Source organism: Aeribacillus sp. FSL K6-2848 (assembly GCF_038004325.1).
Taxonomy (GTDB): Bacteria; Bacillota; Bacilli; order Bacillales; family Aeribacillaceae; genus Aeribacillus; species Aeribacillus composti.
This window is the reverse complement of sequence record NZ_JBBOQQ010000001.1, coordinates 2,534,000-2,551,218: the sequence shown is the minus strand read 5'-3', so window position 1 is coordinate 2,551,218 and position 17,219 is coordinate 2,534,000. Positions and strand designations below refer to the sequence as shown.

Below are 17,219 nucleotides of genomic sequence, written 5' to 3'. Positions count from 1 at the left end.
GGAAATGATGGCGAAAAAAGAAAAGAAACGAGGCGGTTTGAAAACTTTCTTGACCATATTTTTATCACTTTTTAGTCTTGGGCTTGTCGCCGTAATCGTCATGTTTTTTCTCGGCATTCTGCCGGCCCAAAATATTCCGATTATTTCGGACTTAGCGCAAGGAAGTCAGAAGCAAGAAAATCTTGAAAGGCTGAACGAGCAGCTGGAAAAAGAGCAAGAAGAGCTCAAGCAAAAGATTGAAGAGCAGGAAAGCACAATCAATCAGCTGCAAGAACAGCTGAAAAGCAAGGATGAAGAAATACAAGAGCTGACACAGCAAATCAACTCATTGGAAAACGCAGCTCAAACCAATCCGCAAAAAAATCAACAAGCCGTTGATATTGCGAAAGTATATGGGGAAATGTCAAGTAAAAAAGCAGCTGCTATCATTACAGAGCTTTCTGATGATGAAGCAGTCAGCATACTATCATCTTTAAAAAAAGCTGTGCTTGCTAGAATTTTAGAAAAAATGACTCCCCAAGACGCTGCCAAATATACGAAGCTGTTATCCGAGCAATCAGCAGCTCAATCTGAACAACCAGCAGCCGAATCTGTACCATCAGCAACTGAAGAGGCAGCTGCTCAATAAATAACTTACATGAACATTCTGATCATATTACAGGAGGTGAACAAATGGATGCCATTAAATTGCAGTTTTTCCAATTGAACACGCGAAACATACAATCAACAAACGGAGAAGAAAAAAAGGAAGAGTCAACTTTTCAAACGTTTTTTGATCAGCTTGTGAACATGAAGCCAGCCGATCAGGTGAAAGGAAATGAACCGCAAAAATTTGAAATCGAAACAACTATCTTAGAAGAGTTGAAAAATGCGATCAAAAATTGGCTCTCTCTTGACATTTTGTACGATCAGGAAACAGACGCTCAAGACAAACAGGAGAGAGAAGACAGCAGTTTATCTTCTGTCAGCCAACCTTCTTCTGAAAAGTTGGAATTGACATTTGCGAGCAATATGGAACTGAATGTTGATCATACGGAGCAAAGTCCGGAAAAAACTGTACTTTTTCAGCAAATCACTGCTATTTTAGCTTATTTACAACGAAATGAGCCGAGCGAGTTTATTCGAATGCTCGAAGTTTTTGAAACCATTACTAGAAAGTATGGCGATCTAGGCAGCACGATGCTTCAAAATATTTTAACAGCTGTTCGGATTGGACAATATGAGAATCACAGTGCTACCATAGCTGACATATTGCCTAATGATCTAGAAACATCAGAGCCGCTTCATTTTATACAACAAATGGACACGAATAAGAAACCATTTGTGCAGCGTGAGGAAATATTGGCAAGAACGCATCCTCTAATGGAGTTTGTTCAACAAGAGAGCCGTGCTGAACAAAAAAGTGTTGGAAATTTCCTAACGGGCCAAACGAAGGATACGTTTGAGTTGACTCTTACATCATACATAAACAAATTTGGCTCAGAAAATCCGGCTTCGCAAATTGATTCTGAACTGAGTATAGACGTCCAAGAGGAATTTTTTCAAAAGTTAAATGACGTAATAAAAACAAGTCGATTTGGCCAGCTTCCCAATGGCGCACAAAAATTGACGATACGGCTCACTCCGGAGCATTTAGGGACCATTACCATTCAATTAATAAAAGATGGCGACCAAATGAGCGCCAAAATTAAGACATCGACTCAATCAGCGAAAGAATTGTTAGAGCATAGTATTCAGCAGTTAAAGCATTCACTGCCGAATGTAACATTGCAAATTGACCGCTTTGATATTTTTGACGAAGAGCATTATTTCTTTCAAGAAAAAAGAGGACGTGGCAATTCGCAGCAACATAACGGGGAAGATCAAGAAAAGCATCAAAATGAACAGCAGAACGACCAAACTTTTATGGAAAAATTAAAAGAGTATGTAAATGCCATTATATAGGAGGTTCTTATGAGCGGAATTTCCATCGACAGCTATTTGTTATCGACCTATACAGAAAACAAAGCAAGGGAAGCTAAGTCAACTCTTGGAAAAGATGATTTTTTGAAGTTATTGATTACCCAATTGCAATATCAGGATCCGCTAAATCCAATGGAAGATAAAGAGTTTATTGCCCAAATGGCGAATTTCTCAACATTGGAACAAATAACAAACATGAATAAATCGCTTGAAGCCTTTTTAAAATCGGATGCACTCATCAAATATTCGCAGCTCATCGGCAAATCGGTAGAATACTCAAAAGAAGGTGAGCAAAAGCAGAGCATTGTCAAAAGCGTGCGGATGAATGGAGATACAGTCATCATTGCGCTTGCCAACGGCGATGAAGTGGAAAGCTCAAGTATTACGAAAGTATCCGAAGCTGGAGAAAACGATTCATCTGATCAGGAAGGATAATAATATTAAAATTTTAAAGAAAGGGAGAGGTTCATATGTTGCGTTCCATGTATTCAGGTATTAGCGGAATGAAAAATTTCCAATTAAAATTGGATGTCATTGGCAACAATATCGCGAATGTCAACACGTACGGCTTCAAAAAAGGACGTGTCACTTTTAAAGAATTAGTCAACCAGCAAATTTCAGGCGCTAGCGCCGCTGTAAATGGACGAGGAGGTATAAATCCAGCACAGGTAGGTTTGGGTGCGGCAATCGGAACAATCGACACTGTTCATACATCTGGACCAACTCAATCAACGGGAAGACTTCTTGATGTAGCGATCAGCGGAGACGGTTTTTTTCCTGTCGGAGTGATTACCGATTTAACGAGAGTCAACATTGATTATGCAGGACAATTTGGAGACAATAAAATTTTGGGCGCCATTGATAGAGCTATTGATTTAGCATACACCCGCGCTGGAAACTTTTATTTGGATGCAAACGGATATTTAGTAACTGGCGAAGGGCTTTACTTAATTGGCGAAACAGGTGAAAAAATTCCTCCGACAGATCAAGGAATTCAAAAAGCAAATGCAGCGCTTCAGCAAATCACGTCTTTCAATACACCTTATAAAAATATGTATGAATCGTTGAGAGACATTTCAAAAAGAGCGAATGCATTGATGGAAGCTTATGAAGCATATAATGATGCGGTGGAATTATGGGAAAAAGATGGACAACAAAACCCATCACCTTTATACACCTCTATGCAAAATGCATATAATGCTTTAATTGATATATGGACAGAGTTTAATGCAGCCATTACAAACCCAACGTCAGGGTTTGGGAATATTCGAGACCAGTTTGAAACTGCAATCGGACAATTAAATAATTCTATTAATAATTTTAACAATACACCGCCATATACTGACGTCATTACAACAATCACGAATCCGATTCTGCCGATTACAGCTGGGGATTACCCGCAAAATCCGTCAACAGCTATCCCGTTAGGCTCAAGTGCTGACACGAATACGCTTGATTTAATGACGAAGTTGATCGGGACAATTGAGAATTATAAAGTTGCCCTTAACAATGTTGGGCAAGCAGTCATTAAATACGAAGATATTGCCGAAAGTTTAAAAGAGGCGCAATGGACGGATTCGTTGAGCGGAGAAGCCGGTCTCATCCAAATTCCGCTTTCGGCTAAAAGCTTTAGCATCGGGCCTGATGGAAAGGTTACGTTTATTGATCGAAACGGTCAGTTAAAAGTCGCTGGACAAATCCGGCTTGCGAACTTTCCAAATCCAGAAGGATTAGAAAAAATCGGAAGCAATCTTTTTAGAGAAACGCCTAACTCTGGTTCTATCGACAAAAATGGCAATGGGCTGCAGCTTAACGAACTTTCCGTTCCAGGAGAGGATGGAGCAGGCTCATTGATTAATAGTTCACTAGAAATGTCCAATGTGGACTTGGCGGAAGAATTTACGGAAATGATTGTGGCACAAAGAGGTTTTCAATCAAATACGAAAATCATCACAACTTCTGACGAAATTTTGCAGGAGCTCCTTGGCTTAAAACGTTAATAGGAAGAACGGGGGAGCTTGAAACGTGATCAAATTAACAAAACTGAATGGCGAAGCTTTTTATCTGAATGTGTTGTTAATCGAACGGATTGAATCGTTTCCTGATACGACTATTACGTTAATATCCGGCAAAAAATATATAGTAAAAGATTCACAGACGGAAGTAGTAACAAAAATCAATGAGCTTTATAAACAATTTGGTTTTGGGAAAGCTTTCTATTTCGGGGGACAAGAAAATGAGTAAAAAATTTATAACTGCATTATTAATCGTCATTTCAACCGTTGGAATTGCTGCACTGACTACGTTTGTCGTCATGGAATTTTTTACGAAGGATCCGGTAGAAGCGAAAAACCGCTCCATCGACGAGGTGGTGGAATCGTCATTTGATGTTCCTGAAATTACGACAAACTTAAAAAGTAAAAATATTGTAAGACTTTCTTTCAAAATTGAAGCATCTGACAAAAAAGCGAGAGAAGAATTAGAAAAGAGAGAATTTCAAATAAAAGATATTATTATAACCGAACTGGCAAATATGGAAGCAAAAGATTTGGAAGGGCAAGCTGGAATGGACCGCTTTAAAGATACGACTCAACTTTCGCAGCTCAATTTTGGTAAATAAGCCTTGATATAATTAGGCAAAACTACAATCCATTTACGTAATTGACTTTCGATGAATTTTTTAATCTTTTGATTTACATTTTGAAGTGCATCTTCAAGAATTTCAATGAGTAGTTGAAGTGCAAAGGCCCAATCTAGTTCATCGATTTCATCACAAAGTTCATAAAAAATGCCGCCTAATGTTCGATAATCTGTACTTACTCGGTTTTGCCAAGACAAAACAATGTACCTTGTAAACACAATAGTGGTATGGCTGATCATGGAATCATAAGATCTTCCTTGGAACTCTTTTTGGAGTTTCAATAAGGATTTGACTGTTTTGAAGAATACTTCAATATCCCAACGTATCCCATAAATACGAATGATTTCTTGATCCGATAAAGTACAGTCTGTACTCAAAATAGCTAGCCACTGTCTCTTTTTATTACGATTACGGACAAATACCACTTTAACAGGTACGCCATTTGCCATCGTTGTGTGAATAGAGCGCAAAATACCCTTTTGATGTTGTGATGGTTTAGCTGTTTGGTATAGTTTTTTTAGGCTCACCCATTCACCGTTCACTTGATATCTTTGTTTTGTATCCTTCACCATTCCAATAACATCCAACCCTTGATCCACAATGGACTTGATCAAAGGCTGTTGGGTAAACCATGTATCCATTAAAACGTATGAGGCATCGATTCCTTGAGAAAGTGCCCGTTTAATCATATTGGGAATAACTTCCGGCGCTTTTTGTAAAGCTTCGACACGCCGCTTATAACCGGATGTACGCTTATCGATTCGGTTATCAATCCCATTGATTTGGGAATTCGTAGAGCTTAATAAAGCAAAATCAATAGGCAAAAATGTAGCACCATCTGACCAGCCGAGTGTAAGCATACGAAATCCTTTGTAATAACGCATTTTTTGAGAAGAATGATCGAAACAGCGAGCAAGCAGTTCAACCTTTTTACTGCGATTTCGTTCATAAGATGAGTCGTCCACGATCAGCACTTTCGGACGGTCGTGTCTCGTTAAACTACTTACCTTCATAATGGTGAAAGTACTCAAAACAAGTAAAAACCTGCGCCAATTGTATTGAGGGTTATTTAAGAAGCGATAAATAGCGTTTTTTTCCGGCAAATCTTTAGCTTTTTTACTTTGAAGAAGTCGAAACAAATTTTTGCCTTCAAAAACTAAACTAAAAACTAGCTGGAATAAATAGGCGCAGGAATAACCGAAACCCTTGTTAATTCCCACTTTCCTTAAATATTTTAAGATTTCAAGTTCATCAAATATAGCTTTTACTTCTTTTGGTAGTTGATTGTTCAGTCTGTTATTCGTTATCATAATAAGAGACACCTCACCTGCTTTTGGTAATGTTTTTTCTGGACAATTAAACTATACCAAAAGTTGAGGTGTTTTTTTTTGCAAATTTTTATGTCAAGAAGTATTCGAAACAACCAACAAACCCATTAACCGTAAGGCTTAGAAATCCAATTTACTGTGAGAAAGTTGAGATACGATTAAAAAGAAGGTCGATGCGCTTTTACAAGAAGGAGAAGTGAAACAAGTGTACACGACTTCCTTTATCCTTCAATAGACAAAAAAGGGATAAGGAGGTGATGTTCTCATTATGTCAAATGAAATTTTATCGCAAAGTGAAATTGATGCGCTATTATCTGCATTAACGACCGGTGAAATGAATGTTGATGAATTAAAGAAAGAAGAAGAAGCAAAGAAAATAAAAGTTTACGATTTTAAACGTGCTCTTCGTTTTTCAAAAGATCAAATTCGCAGCATTACTCGAGTGCATGAAAATTTCGCAAGGCTTTTAACGACGTATTTTGCTGCGCAATTGCGGACATATGTCCAAATAACCGTCACGTCTGTAGACCAGCTGCCCTATGAAGAGTTTGTCCGTTCCATTCCGAAAATGACGGTTTTAAATGTTTTTGAACTTGGGACACTTGATGGAAGAATTATTATGGAAGTGAACCCAAATATTGCGTACGCAATGATGGATCGGTTAATGGGCGGTTTCGGGGCTTCCATGAATAAGATTGAACAATTAACAGAAATTGAAATGAAAATTATTGCATCCATTTTCGAAAAAACTTTGGAGCACTACCGTGAAGCTTGGAGTACCATTTTGGACATTGAGCCTTGCATGCAGGAATTTGAGGTAAATCCGCAATTTTTGCAAATGGTATCTCCAAATGACACAGTTGTTGTTATTTCCCTTAATACACAAGTGGGAGAAGCGAGCGGAATGATAAACCTTTGTATTCCCCATGTTGTGTTGGAACCAATTATTCCAAAGCTTTCCGTCCATTATTGGATGCAATCAGAAAGGAAAGCCCAAAACTCTGTGGAAACGGAAGTAATCAAAAACCGGATAAAGCTTGCAGAAGTTCCGGTGGTTGCGGAATTAGGGACGTCCGTTGTGACAGTTCAAGAGTTTCTTGAAATGCGAGTGGGGGATATGATCCGTCTTGATCAATCGACCAGCGACCCGTTGGTGATTAAAGTAGGTGACGTCCCTAAATTTTTTGGACAGCCTGGCAAAAAGAACAAGAAGCTGGCCGTTCAAATATTAGGCCACATAGAGAGAGGTGACGAAGCTGATGACTGATAACATGTTGTCACAAGAGGAAATCGATTCTCTATTAAAAGGGGGAAATCAAGAATCAACTGAAACTGACAATCTATTGAATGATATTGAAAAAGATACGATTGGGGAGATAGGAAATATTTCTTTTGGCAGTTCTGCTACAGCTTTATCATCCTTGCTTAATCAAAAAGTAGAAATCACTACTCCGAGCGTGTCAATTATTAATAAGCAAGAACTGGCAAAGGAGTTTCCACATCCATACGTAGCAATAGAAGTAGTTTTTACAGAAGGGCTGTCCGGCAGCAATCTGCTTGTAATTAAACAAAGCGATGCTGCTGTCATTGCTGATTTAATGATTGGCGGGGATGGTTCCAACCCGGACGAATTGGGGGAAATTCAATTAAGTGCTGTCCAGGAAGCGATGAATCAAATGATGGGATCTGCTTCCACATCAATGTCAACCGTTTTAAATAAAAAAATAGATATTTCACCGCCTCGCCTCGAATTATTGAATGTTAAAGAAGGGGAAGGAACCGATGCTATTCCTGATGACGAACTGCTTGTGAAGGTATCCTTCCGATTAACTGTCGGCAATTTAATTGATTCGAATATTATGCAGCTCTTACCCCTTGATTTTGCTAAACAGCTCGTTGTTGAATTAATGAATAAAGCGGGCAAAGAGGCATCAAATAACGTGCAAACAGAACCTGAAGAAGTGCGAGAAAATCAACAGCTGCATATAGAAAAAAGCGAGAAGGAAAAAGCTCAGCCTGTTGAAGTTAAACCTGTTGAATTTGCGACGTTTGATGAACAAACGAATCAATCTGTAGACACGCACAATTTGGAGCTGCTGCTCGACATTCCTTTAAATGTAACGGTTGAGCTTGGAAGAACAAAAAGATCCATCAAACAAATTTTGGAATTGTCTAAAGGATCCATTATCGAGCTTGATAAGCTGGCCGGGGAGCCAGTCGACATATTCATAAACAGCAAAAAGGTAGCAAAAGGTGAAGTAGTTGTCATCGACGAAAATTTCGGTGTTCGCGTAACGGATATCATGAGTCAAGCAGATCGGATAATGAATCTAAAATAGTTGATAGGAGTGAGGAGCAAAATGTCAAAAAGGATTTTAGTCGTTGATGATGCAGCATTTATGAGAATGATGATCAAAGATATATTGACAAAAAATGGATATGAAGTAGTAGGAGAGGCTGCAGATGGTGCGCAGGCAGTCGAAAAATTTAAAGAATTGCAGCCTGATTTAGTCACGATGGATATTACAATGCCTGAAATGGATGGCATCACTGCTTTAAAGGAAATCCGCAAAATCAATCCAAATGCAAAAGTTGTCATGTGTTCAGCGATGGGACAGCAGGCAATGGTAATCGATGCTATTCAAGCTGGTGCCAAAGATTTTATTGTGAAACCTTTTCAGGCCGATCGTGTACTGGAAGCTATTCAAAAGACATTGGGATAAGGAGCATTTGCATTGAAACGATGTATTACATATTTGTGCTGTTTATGGCTGTTGTTTTTTTATGTTCCAATAAACGCCGATTTTGTGCATGCAGCCGCGAAAAATCCCACCGTTGAGGAATATTTAAAACAGCAGACATCCGATCAACAGGATGAAAAAAAAGAAGAGAAAGCGACGAACGAATTGGTTGAAGATGGTGGCAACAGCACCTCCTTATCAGTATTCGATGTTTTGAAAATGATTTTTACACTTATTCTTGTTTTAGGTCTCTTAATCTTTTTATTAAAATTTTTAAACAAAAAAATGAAGCTTCCGCAAGAAACTAAATACTTACAAAATCTCGGCGGCATTTCCTTAGGACAAAACAAGTCCATCCAGCTGGTGAAGGTGGGGAATCGCATTCTAATCGTTGGCGTCGGGGATACGATTGAACTATTACAAGAAATTAATGATGAAGAGGAATATAAGAAAATTATCGACATGCAGAAAGAGCCCGGCAACAATGCTTTTGAACAAAATATGATGCGCTTCATTCTAAATAATCATAAACAAAAGGGTAGCGAGAAGACCTCCTTCAAAAAAGAGCTGGAATCACTATTAAAAGAAAGACGTGAACAGATGCAGCGTCTTCGGCAGAAAGGATCAAAAAAATGAGTGAGTTTTTTAGCTATTTTAATCAAAATGATCCGGAAAATGTTGCGACGACTGTGAAGCTTTTGCTTCTGCTCACCGTTTTGTCAATTGCACCAGGGATATTGATTTTAATGACTTGCTTTACGCGCATCGTCATCGTGTTATCGTTTGTGCGAACTTCGCTTGCTACCCAGCAAATGCCGCCCAACCAAGTGCTCATCGGCCTTGCACTTTTTTTAACCTTTTTTATAATGGGACCGACTTTTCAAGAAATACATGAAAAAGCTTTGAATCCTTTGTTCAATAATGAAATAACCATTGAGGAAGCGTATGAACAGGCGGAAAAGCCGATAAAGGAATTTATGAGCAAACATACGAGACAAAAAGATTTAGCTTTGTTTTTAAATTACGCCAATATTGAAAATCCTGAGACGATTGACGATATTCCGCTCGTGGCTTTAGTGCCTGCATTTGCCATCAGCGAATTAAAAACAGCGTTTCAAATAGGTTTTATGATCTTTATTCCTTTTTTAATCATTGACATGGTTGTATCAAGTGTCCTCATGTCAATGGGAATGATGATGCTTCCTCCTGTCATGATATCATTGCCTTTTAAAATATTGCTGTTTGTGCTCGTGGACGGCTGGTACTTAGTTGTCAAATCATTGCTGCAAAGTTTTTAAAATAAGTAGGTGAGCCAATGAGTACCGAAATGATCCTTTCCATAGCAGAAAAAGCGGTTTATACAACTTTAATGATCAGTGGGCCACTTCTTTTAATATCGCTTGTTGTCGGCTTAATTGTCAGCATCTTTCAAGCAACGACACAAATACAGGAACAGACATTGGCGTTCATACCAAAAATTGTGGCTGTTTTGGTCGGATTGATTATTTTTGGCCCATGGATGCTATCTGTCATTTTGTCGTATACACATAATATTTTCAGCAATCTCAATCAATTTGTTGGATGAGTTGAATGATGATGCTGGAGTATTATCCGCTTTTTTTGCTTGTGTTTACAAGAATAACAGCTTTTATTGCAACGCTTCCATTATTTTCATATCGGAATATTCCGATGCGGTTTAAAATTGGCATGTCTTTTTTCCTTTCCCTTATCATCGTCATGACGATCGATGAGGGAAAGGTTGACTTAGATGCGAATTTCTACCCGCTGATAATAAAAGAAGTTTTAATCGGACTATTCATTGGTCTGATCGCATATATCATCATGTCAGCTGTCCACATTGCAGGAAGCTTAATCGATTTTCAAATGGGGTTTATCATCGCGAATATTATTGATCCGCAGACAGGAGTTCAAACGCCGTTAATTGGACAATTTCTTTATTCTTTTGCTCTATTGCTCATGCTGAGCCTAAACGGGCACCATATGCTGATTAACGGGATTGTATACAGTTTTCAAGTAATCCCTCCGGATCAATATTTTATTCCGATTTCTGATGGAGCTGTTGCCGAGCAAGTTTTGAAGGCGTTCAGCAAAATGTTTCTCGTAGCATTTCAAATGGCGCTTCCGATAGTCGCTTCGCTCTTTTTAGTTGACCTTGCTCTAGGGATTGTTGCCCGGACAGTTCCGCAAATGAATGTATTTGTCATTGGGTTTGCCATTAAAATTGGCGTCAGCTTCCTGATGATGGTGCTCGTTTTAGGCATTATATTTATGATAATTCAGGGGCTTTTCCAATACATGTTCGATGTGATGAGAACCTTAATGAATCTATTAGGTGATGGCGCATGAATTATTTACCGTTAGACTTGCAATATTTTGCCGGTGAAAAAACGGAAAAAGCGACTCCGAGAAAGCGGCAGGATGTAAGGAAAAAAGGACAGGTTGCCAAGAGTCCCGATTTGAACACAGCCATCACCATGTTTTTAGTTTTTCTGTCATTGCTGTTTTTCGGGAAAACGGTGATTGATAATATTTTAAACATGTTCCATTCTACTTTTGAAGATTATTTGTTGACGGATATCACAGAAGAAAATGTGCATTCAATCTTTAATAAATATGTATTGGAAGGCGCTCAAATTACCGCTCCATTCATGATAGCAGCCTTCGTTGCTGGGGTTTTCAGTAATTATATTCAAGTTGGATTTCTTTTTACAACTGAACCGTTGAAAATGAAATTAAATAAACTGAATCCGATTGAAGGCTTTAAACGCATATATTCCACTCGGGCAATTGTCGAGCTTTTGAAATCGATCTTAAAAGTTTTCTTTATCGGCGGGGTAACCTTTGCGTATATTTATTTCAATTGGCAGGAGATTTTGCGGCTTCCGCAAATGCCGCTTGAACGAGCTTTTGCTTCAATTTCAAAGCTGGCGGTGCAGATAGGACTATATGCTTCAGGTGCGCTTTTGTTCATCGCATTGCTAGATTACTTGTATCAAAGATGGGATTTCGAAAAAAACATTCGCATGTCTAAGCAGGAAGTAAAAGATGAGTACAAAAAAATGGAAGGCGACCCGTTAATTAGATCGAGAATTAAACAGAAACAAAGGGAAATGGCGATGAGAAGGATGATGCAGGAAATTCCGAAAGCTGATGTCGTCATTACGAACCCTACTCATTATGCAGTTGCCTTAAAGTATGATGAAAAGGAACACGATGCACCTGTCGTAGTTGCAAAAGGAACAGATTTTGTCGCGCAAAAGATCAAGCAAATTGCCAAAGCCCATGAAATCATAACAGTCGAAAACAGGCAGCTCGCTCGTTCTTTGTATGACCAAGTGGAAATTGGCGAGATGATTCCTGAACAATTTTTTAAGGCTGTGGCTGAAATTTTAGCTTATGTTTATCGTCAAAAACAAAAAGTGTAACAATTTTGCTAGGAGGAAGTATCATGTCAGCAAGAGATTTATCGGTTATAGTAGCTGTCATTTTAATTGTTGCCATGCTTATCATCCCGCTGCCTTCATGGCTGCTGAGCATATTGATTATCATTAATATATCTCTTGCCTTGCTCGTCCTCCTTACATCCATGAACATTGAAAAGCCTTTACAATTTTCAATCTTTCCTTCTCTTTTGCTTTTGTTAACGTTATATCGACTCGGCTTAAACGTTTCCACAACGCGTTCGATTTTAGCTAATGGAGAAGCGGGAACAGTCGTGGAAACGTTTGGAACTTTTGTTGTCGGTGGAAATATCCTTGTTGGTTTTGTCGTATTTATCATTTTAGTTATTATTCAATTTGTTGTCATTACAAAAGGATCTGAACGGGTAGCAGAAGTGGCAGCCCGCTTTACGCTTGATGCCATGCCCGGTAAGCAGATGAGTATTGATGCAGACTTGAATGCGGGAATCATCTCGGAAGACGAGGCAAAAAAACGGAGAGAAACGATTGCAAGAGAAGCAGATTTTTATGGCGCAATGGACGGAGCAAGCAAATTTGTAAAAGGAGATGCGATTGCTGGTGTCATAATTGTGCTGATCAATATTATTTTCGGAATTATCATCGGCATGATCCAGCAGGGGCTTTCTTTTCAAGAAGCTGTTTCAAAATTCACGCTTCTTACAGTTGGAGATGGATTAGTCAGCCAAATTCCAGCTTTATTAATCTCAACGGCAACAGGGATTGTTGTCACGAGAGCTGCTTCTGACGGAAATTTAGGACAAGACATTACGAACCAGCTTTTAGCATTTCCAAAGCTGCTGTATGTTACCGCAGGAATCATCTTTATTTTAGGTATTGTTACTCCGATTGGTCCGATCGTAACAACTCCGATCGCTCTCATGTTTGCTTTCTTAGCATTTGCGATGAATCGTACGAAGAAACAAATTGAAAAAGACGAAGAGATTGTTGAAGAAGAAGTGGAAATGAACGAAGCGAAAAGTCCGGAGCAAGTGATGAATCTGTTATCGATGGATCCAATTGAATTTGAATTCGGATATGGTTTAATTCCTCTTGCTGATAGCGGACAAGGGGGAGACCTGTTGGATCGGATCGTAATGATCAGAAGGCAGCTTGCCGTAGAATTGGGCCTTGTCATTCCTGTCGTCCGAATACGGGATAATATCCAATTAAAGCCGAATGAATACAGATTAAAAATTAAAGGAAACGAAGCGGCGAAAGGTGAAATTATGCTCGATCATTATTTGGCGATGGCGCCAGGAATGGATAATGATTCGATTGAAGGGATTGACACAATTGAGCCTTCGTTTGGACTTCCTGCAAAATGGATCAGCGAACATTTAAAAGAACAAGCTGAATTGGCAGGATATACGGTCGTCGATCCTCCTAGCGTTGTTTCTACTCACATTACGGAAACGATCCGGAGGCATGCTCATGAATTGCTTGGACGACACGAAACAAAACAGCTTGTCGATCATTTAAAAGAAACATACCCGATATTAGTGGAAGAAGTTACGCCGAATCCACTTTCTATAGGAGATATTCAAAAAGTTTTGGCGAAACTGCTTAAAGAAAAAATTTCTATTCGAAATTTGCCGGTTATTTTTGAAACATTAGCTGACTATGCCAAATTTACAACAGATCCGGAAATTTTAGCTGAATATGTAAGACAGTCGCTGGCAAAACAAATTACAAGCCAGTATGCAAAAGAAGGGGAGACATTGAAAGTCATTACTCTCTCCGCTCAAGTAGAAAAAGCCATTGCCGATGGCGTGCAGCAAACGGAACGAGGAACCTTTTTGTCATTGGAGCCGCATGTATCACAAAGGATTGTCGAAGCCATTGCAAAAAATGTGGAACAGCTGGCAATGGAAGAGCAAACGCCAATCTTGCTCTGCTCGCCTTCTGTTAGAATGTATGCACGGCAGCTGATCGAGCGATATTTGCCTGATGTACCCGTATTGTCATACAACGAACTTGAATCAAACATTGAAGTACAAAGTGTCGGAGTGGTGAATATTTAATGAAGATTAAAAAATTCAAAGCCCATACTATGCAAGAGGCGATGAAGACGATTCGCAGCCAACTCGGTCAAAATGCTGTCATCCTCAATTCGAAAGTCGTCTATACTGGTGGATTTCTAGGAATGTTTAAGAAAAAAATGATTGAAGTGGTGGCGGGCATTGACGAAGAAGATGAAATGATCAGCGGGTCCCAAAAAGAAAAAATAGAACATCAAACGGGCCAGCAATTAGAGATGGCTCCTGTACTGAATGAAATAAAAAAACTGAAGGATCTCGTTCAATCCATGTCCGTAAACAGTACTGTTATTCATCCTGACCTAAAAGAGATCGAACAAAAAATTGATTCGTTAGGTTTGCTGCAGCCGATTAAACAGGATGTAATCGCATCTATACTGGAAACATATTTGATCCATCAAAAAAAGCTGACAAACGAACAGCTGGAATTTCAATTGAAGAAAGAGTTAAAAAAGAGGATTTCGGACATTCCTTTTCACGGCATTACTTTTTCAAAAAAATTTGTGAATGTTGTAGGACCAACCGGTGTTGGAAAAACGACGACATTGGCAAAGCTTGCCGCAATCTGCAAAATAAATTACAAGAAAAAAATCGGATTTCTTACGACGGACACTTATCGAATTGCTGCGATCGATCAATTAAAAACATATGCCGAAATTTTAAATGCCCCGCTTGAAGTTTGTTATAACTCATTTGATTTTCAGGAGGGGAAAAAGAAGCTGAATGACTGCGACATCGTTTTTATTGACACAGCGGGCCGGAACTTCCTTGAACAGCAATATGTGCAAGATTTAAGCGAAACCATTGACTTTCAGGATGAAATGGAAACATTTTTAGTATTTTCTTTAACTTCAAAATTTGAAGATATGGAAAAAGTTTATAACCAATTTTCTCATTTGCCGATTCATCAATTTATTTTTACTAAACATGACGAAACCTCCTCTTATGGAGCTATGTATAACATCGTCTACAAAACAAAGATTGGTGCCGGATATATGACTGACGGTCAAGATGTTCCAGACGACATTCATAAGCTCGATCATGAAACTTTTATTCAATATTTAATGGGGTAGCAGGATATGGATCAAGCAGAACAACTCAGAAAGATTATTCAACAAAACAAATATGCGGTGATAAAAGACTCTCCGCCTAACCGTCATGCAAAAACAGTGGCTGTGATTAGCGGAAAAGGGGGAGTCGGCAAATCGAATTTCGTTTTAAATTTCGCTTTAAACTTGATCAAAAAACGAAACGACCGTGTGCTGCTGGTAGATTGCGATATTGGAATGGCAAACATCGATCTTTTGCTGGGACAGCAGTATCAAGAAAGATCAATTGTCGATTTGCTGAAAAACCGCATTGGAATTGAACAAATTATCAAAAAAGGTCCTTTAAATTTGCAGTATTTGTCAGGAGGAATGAGCCTTTCCAATATTGTCACAATCGATGAAGCAGAGTTTCAATTTTTTCTTTACGAGCTTGAAAGAATAATAGAGAAATACGACACCATCTTATTTGATATGGGGGCAGGAATTTCGAAAGACAGCTTGAAATTTTTGCTTGCAGTGGACGAAATTATCGTCATTACGACGCCTGAACCGACATCGATTATGGACGCCTACAGTGCGATAAAGCTCATTCACCAGTTCGATCAAGAAAAGGTGATGAAAGTAGTTGTCAATCGATTCAAGAAAAACATTGAAGCGAAAGAAACATGGGAAAAAATTAGAACCACTGCAGAGCGTTTTTTACATAAAACAATTGATTTGCTCGGCAGTTTGCCGGAGGATGATCATGTGCAGAAATCAGTCATGGAACAAATTCCGTTTATTTTGCGTTTTCCGAATGCTCCTATATCGAAAGCACTAGAAAATATAACAGAGATGTACTTAAATGGTAAAATAAAAAGAAAAGGATTTATTCATTCTCTTAGATCTTTGTTTTCAAGTAGGTGATGTTTTTGAGTCGTGTAAAGGTTTTGGTTATTGATGATTCGGCATTTATGAGAAAGTTGATTTCCGATTTGCTTTTAGAGAGTCCTTCCATTGATGTGATTGGCACAGCTAAAAATGGAAAAGAAGGAATTGAAAAGATCGCAGAGCTTGATCCTGATGTTGTGACGTTAGATATTGAAATGCCGGTTTTAAACGGGCTTGATACTTTGCAGATTATCATGGACAAGTTTCCAAGGCCAGTCATTATGCTTTCAAGTTCGACGAAAGAAGGAGCCGAAAACACGATAAAATCTTTAGCTTTCGGGGCGTTTGATTTTATCCCGAAACCTTCCGGCTCCATATCTCTTGACATATTTAAAGTGAAAGAAGAATTAATTGCAAAAGTTCTAGCAGCAAAACGGGCAAAAGAAAAAGTTCAGATGTTAAAAAAAGAGATCGACACATTTCCTCGAAAGGAGATGATGAAAGAAAAGAGCCATCGACAGCGAAAAAAATCTTTAATTGCCATTGGAACTTCTACTGGCGGACCGAGCACCCTTCAAAAAATCGTTCCATGCTTCCCGAAAAACCTGAATTCGCCGATTTTCATCGTACAGCATATGCCGCCAGGATTTACAAAATCGTTGGCTGAACGATTAAATGAAATGTCAAACATCGAAGTAAAAGAAGGCGAGCATCAAGAAATCGTCAGAAATGGGGTAGCATACATAGCGCCTGGAGGCAGCCATATGAAAGTAATAGAAAAACAAGGGAATTTATTCATTGAACTGGATCAATCGGAAAAAAAGAGAGGGCACAGACCTTCAGTAGATGTACTGTTTGAATCTTTATCGAATTTAAAATATTATCATACGATTGCTTGTATTTTAACGGGAATGGGTTCTGACGGGACAAAAGGCTTGAAAGCATTAAAAGAAAGGACAGATGCGACAGGGATCGCACAGTCCGAAAAAACCTCCATTATATTTGGGATGCCAAAATCCGCCATCCAAGCGAATGTGGTTGATTACGTGGAAGATTTAATGGAAATTCCGTATTTAATTCAAAAGCTGATCTAAATCCAAGGAGTGTGCT

At 38.8% G+C, this 17,219-nt stretch carries 19 protein-coding genes; 18 read left to right on the top strand and 1 reads right to left on the bottom strand.

Annotated elements, in window-relative coordinates; genetic code table 11:
• Positions 1–7: 7 nt before the first annotated feature.
• From NSS70_RS12210 to NSS70_RS12185, 6 genes are read left to right on the top strand one after another with little or no spacing between them, the layout of a single operon-like run.
• Positions 8–628: a MotE family protein gene (locus NSS70_RS12210; RefSeq protein WP_340881706.1), complete on the top strand. Its 621-nt coding sequence runs from the start codon at positions 8–10 to the stop codon at positions 626–628.
• Positions 629–672: 44 nt separating this feature from the next.
• Positions 673–1,944, top strand: a complete 1,272-nt coding sequence (locus tag NSS70_RS12205) for a flagellar hook-length control protein FliK (RefSeq protein ID WP_340881704.1) — start codon at positions 673–675, stop codon at positions 1,942–1,944.
• A gap of 9 nt (positions 1,945–1,953) precedes the next feature.
• A complete protein-coding gene (flgD, locus tag NSS70_RS12200) occupies positions 1,954–2,397 on the top strand; it encodes a flagellar hook assembly protein FlgD (protein ID WP_063386668.1) in 444 nt (147 codons plus the stop codon).
• 35 nt (positions 2,398–2,432) lie between these two features.
• The gene (locus tag NSS70_RS12195; RefSeq protein ID WP_144597744.1) at positions 2,433–3,962 is read left to right on the top strand and encodes a flagellar hook protein FlgE; all 1,530 of its coding nucleotides are present in this window, start codon (positions 2,433–2,435) and stop codon (positions 3,960–3,962) included.
• 25 nt (positions 3,963–3,987) lie between these two features.
• The gene (locus NSS70_RS12190) at positions 3,988–4,206 is read left to right on the top strand and encodes a flagellar FlbD family protein (protein ID WP_063386670.1); all 219 of its coding nucleotides are present in this window, start codon (positions 3,988–3,990) and stop codon (positions 4,204–4,206) included.
• Complete coding sequence (locus tag NSS70_RS12185) at positions 4,199–4,582, top strand: flagellar basal body-associated FliL family protein (protein ID WP_340881701.1); 384 nt, start codon at positions 4,199–4,201, stop codon at positions 4,580–4,582. Before NSS70_RS12190 ends, NSS70_RS12185 begins: the two co-directional genes overlap by 8 nt.
• On the opposite strand, the gene NSS70_RS12180 is transcribed toward NSS70_RS12185, so the two are convergent.
• Complete coding sequence (locus NSS70_RS12180; protein ID WP_094245809.1) at positions 4,552–5,913, bottom strand: IS4 family transposase; 1,362 nt, start codon at positions 5,911–5,913, stop codon at positions 4,552–4,554. The two genes, NSS70_RS12185 and NSS70_RS12180, sit on opposite strands and share 31 nt — an antisense overlap.
• Before the next feature lie 286 nt (positions 5,914–6,199).
• Here NSS70_RS12180 and fliM point away from each other — a divergent pair, with 286 nt between their 5' ends.
• Genes fliM through NSS70_RS12120 form a run of 12 tightly spaced genes read left to right on the top strand, consistent with a single transcriptional unit; the run spans position 6,200 to position 17,203 of the window.
• Positions 6,200–7,198, top strand: a complete 999-nt coding sequence (fliM, locus tag NSS70_RS12175) for a flagellar motor switch protein FliM (protein ID WP_063386672.1) — start codon at positions 6,200–6,202, stop codon at positions 7,196–7,198.
• On the top strand, positions 7,191–8,270 hold the full coding sequence (gene fliY / locus NSS70_RS12170) for a flagellar motor switch phosphatase FliY (RefSeq protein WP_339192939.1): 1,080 nt from the start codon (positions 7,191–7,193) through the stop codon (positions 8,268–8,270). Before fliM ends, fliY begins: the two co-directional genes overlap by 8 nt.
• 21 nt (positions 8,271–8,291) lie before the next feature.
• The gene (locus tag NSS70_RS12165) at positions 8,292–8,654 is read left to right on the top strand and encodes a response regulator (RefSeq protein ID WP_063386674.1); all 363 of its coding nucleotides are present in this window, start codon (positions 8,292–8,294) and stop codon (positions 8,652–8,654) included.
• Between the two features lie 12 nt (positions 8,655–8,666).
• Complete coding sequence (locus NSS70_RS12160; protein ID WP_339196542.1) at positions 8,667–9,308, top strand: flagellar biosynthetic protein FliO; 642 nt, start codon at positions 8,667–8,669, stop codon at positions 9,306–9,308.
• On the top strand, positions 9,305–9,970 hold the full coding sequence (gene fliP / locus NSS70_RS12155) for a flagellar type III secretion system pore protein FliP (protein ID WP_063386676.1): 666 nt from the start codon (positions 9,305–9,307) through the stop codon (positions 9,968–9,970). Before NSS70_RS12160 ends, fliP begins: the two co-directional genes overlap by 4 nt.
• Positions 9,971–9,987: 17 nt before the next feature.
• Positions 9,988–10,257 carry a flagellar biosynthesis protein FliQ gene (fliQ, locus tag NSS70_RS12150; protein WP_063386677.1) on the top strand — a complete coding sequence of 90 codons (270 nt, stop codon included), beginning with the start codon at positions 9,988–9,990 and terminating at the stop codon, positions 10,255–10,257.
• 5 nt (positions 10,258–10,262) lie between these two features.
• Entirely contained in the window at positions 10,263–11,039 is a 777-nt protein-coding gene (fliR, locus tag NSS70_RS12145; RefSeq protein ID WP_327847720.1) for a flagellar biosynthetic protein FliR, read from the top strand.
• Positions 11,036–12,118: a flagellar biosynthesis protein FlhB gene (flhB, locus tag NSS70_RS12140; RefSeq protein WP_339196536.1), complete on the top strand. Its 1,083-nt coding sequence runs from the start codon at positions 11,036–11,038 to the stop codon at positions 12,116–12,118. Before fliR ends, flhB begins: the two co-directional genes overlap by 4 nt.
• Positions 12,119–12,141: 23 nt before the next feature.
• On the top strand, positions 12,142–14,175 hold the full coding sequence (gene flhA, locus NSS70_RS12135) for a flagellar biosynthesis protein FlhA (RefSeq protein WP_066246489.1): 2,034 nt from the start codon (positions 12,142–12,144) through the stop codon (positions 14,173–14,175).
• A complete protein-coding gene (gene flhF / locus NSS70_RS12130; protein WP_130156286.1) occupies positions 14,175–15,263 on the top strand; it encodes a flagellar biosynthesis protein FlhF in 1,089 nt (362 codons plus the stop codon). The genes flhA and flhF overlap by 1 nt, the downstream gene beginning before the upstream one ends.
• 6 nt (positions 15,264–15,269) lie before the next feature.
• Entirely contained in the window at positions 15,270–16,145 is an 876-nt protein-coding gene (locus NSS70_RS12125) for a MinD/ParA family protein (protein WP_066246485.1), read from the top strand.
• Between the two features lie 5 nt (positions 16,146–16,150).
• Positions 16,151–17,203 (top strand): protein-glutamate methylesterase/protein-glutamine glutaminase, encoded by a 1,053-nt coding sequence (locus tag NSS70_RS12120; RefSeq protein ID WP_094246034.1) that lies wholly within the window; start codon positions 16,151–16,153, stop codon positions 17,201–17,203.
• The last annotated feature ends 16 nt before the right edge of the window (positions 17,204–17,219 follow it).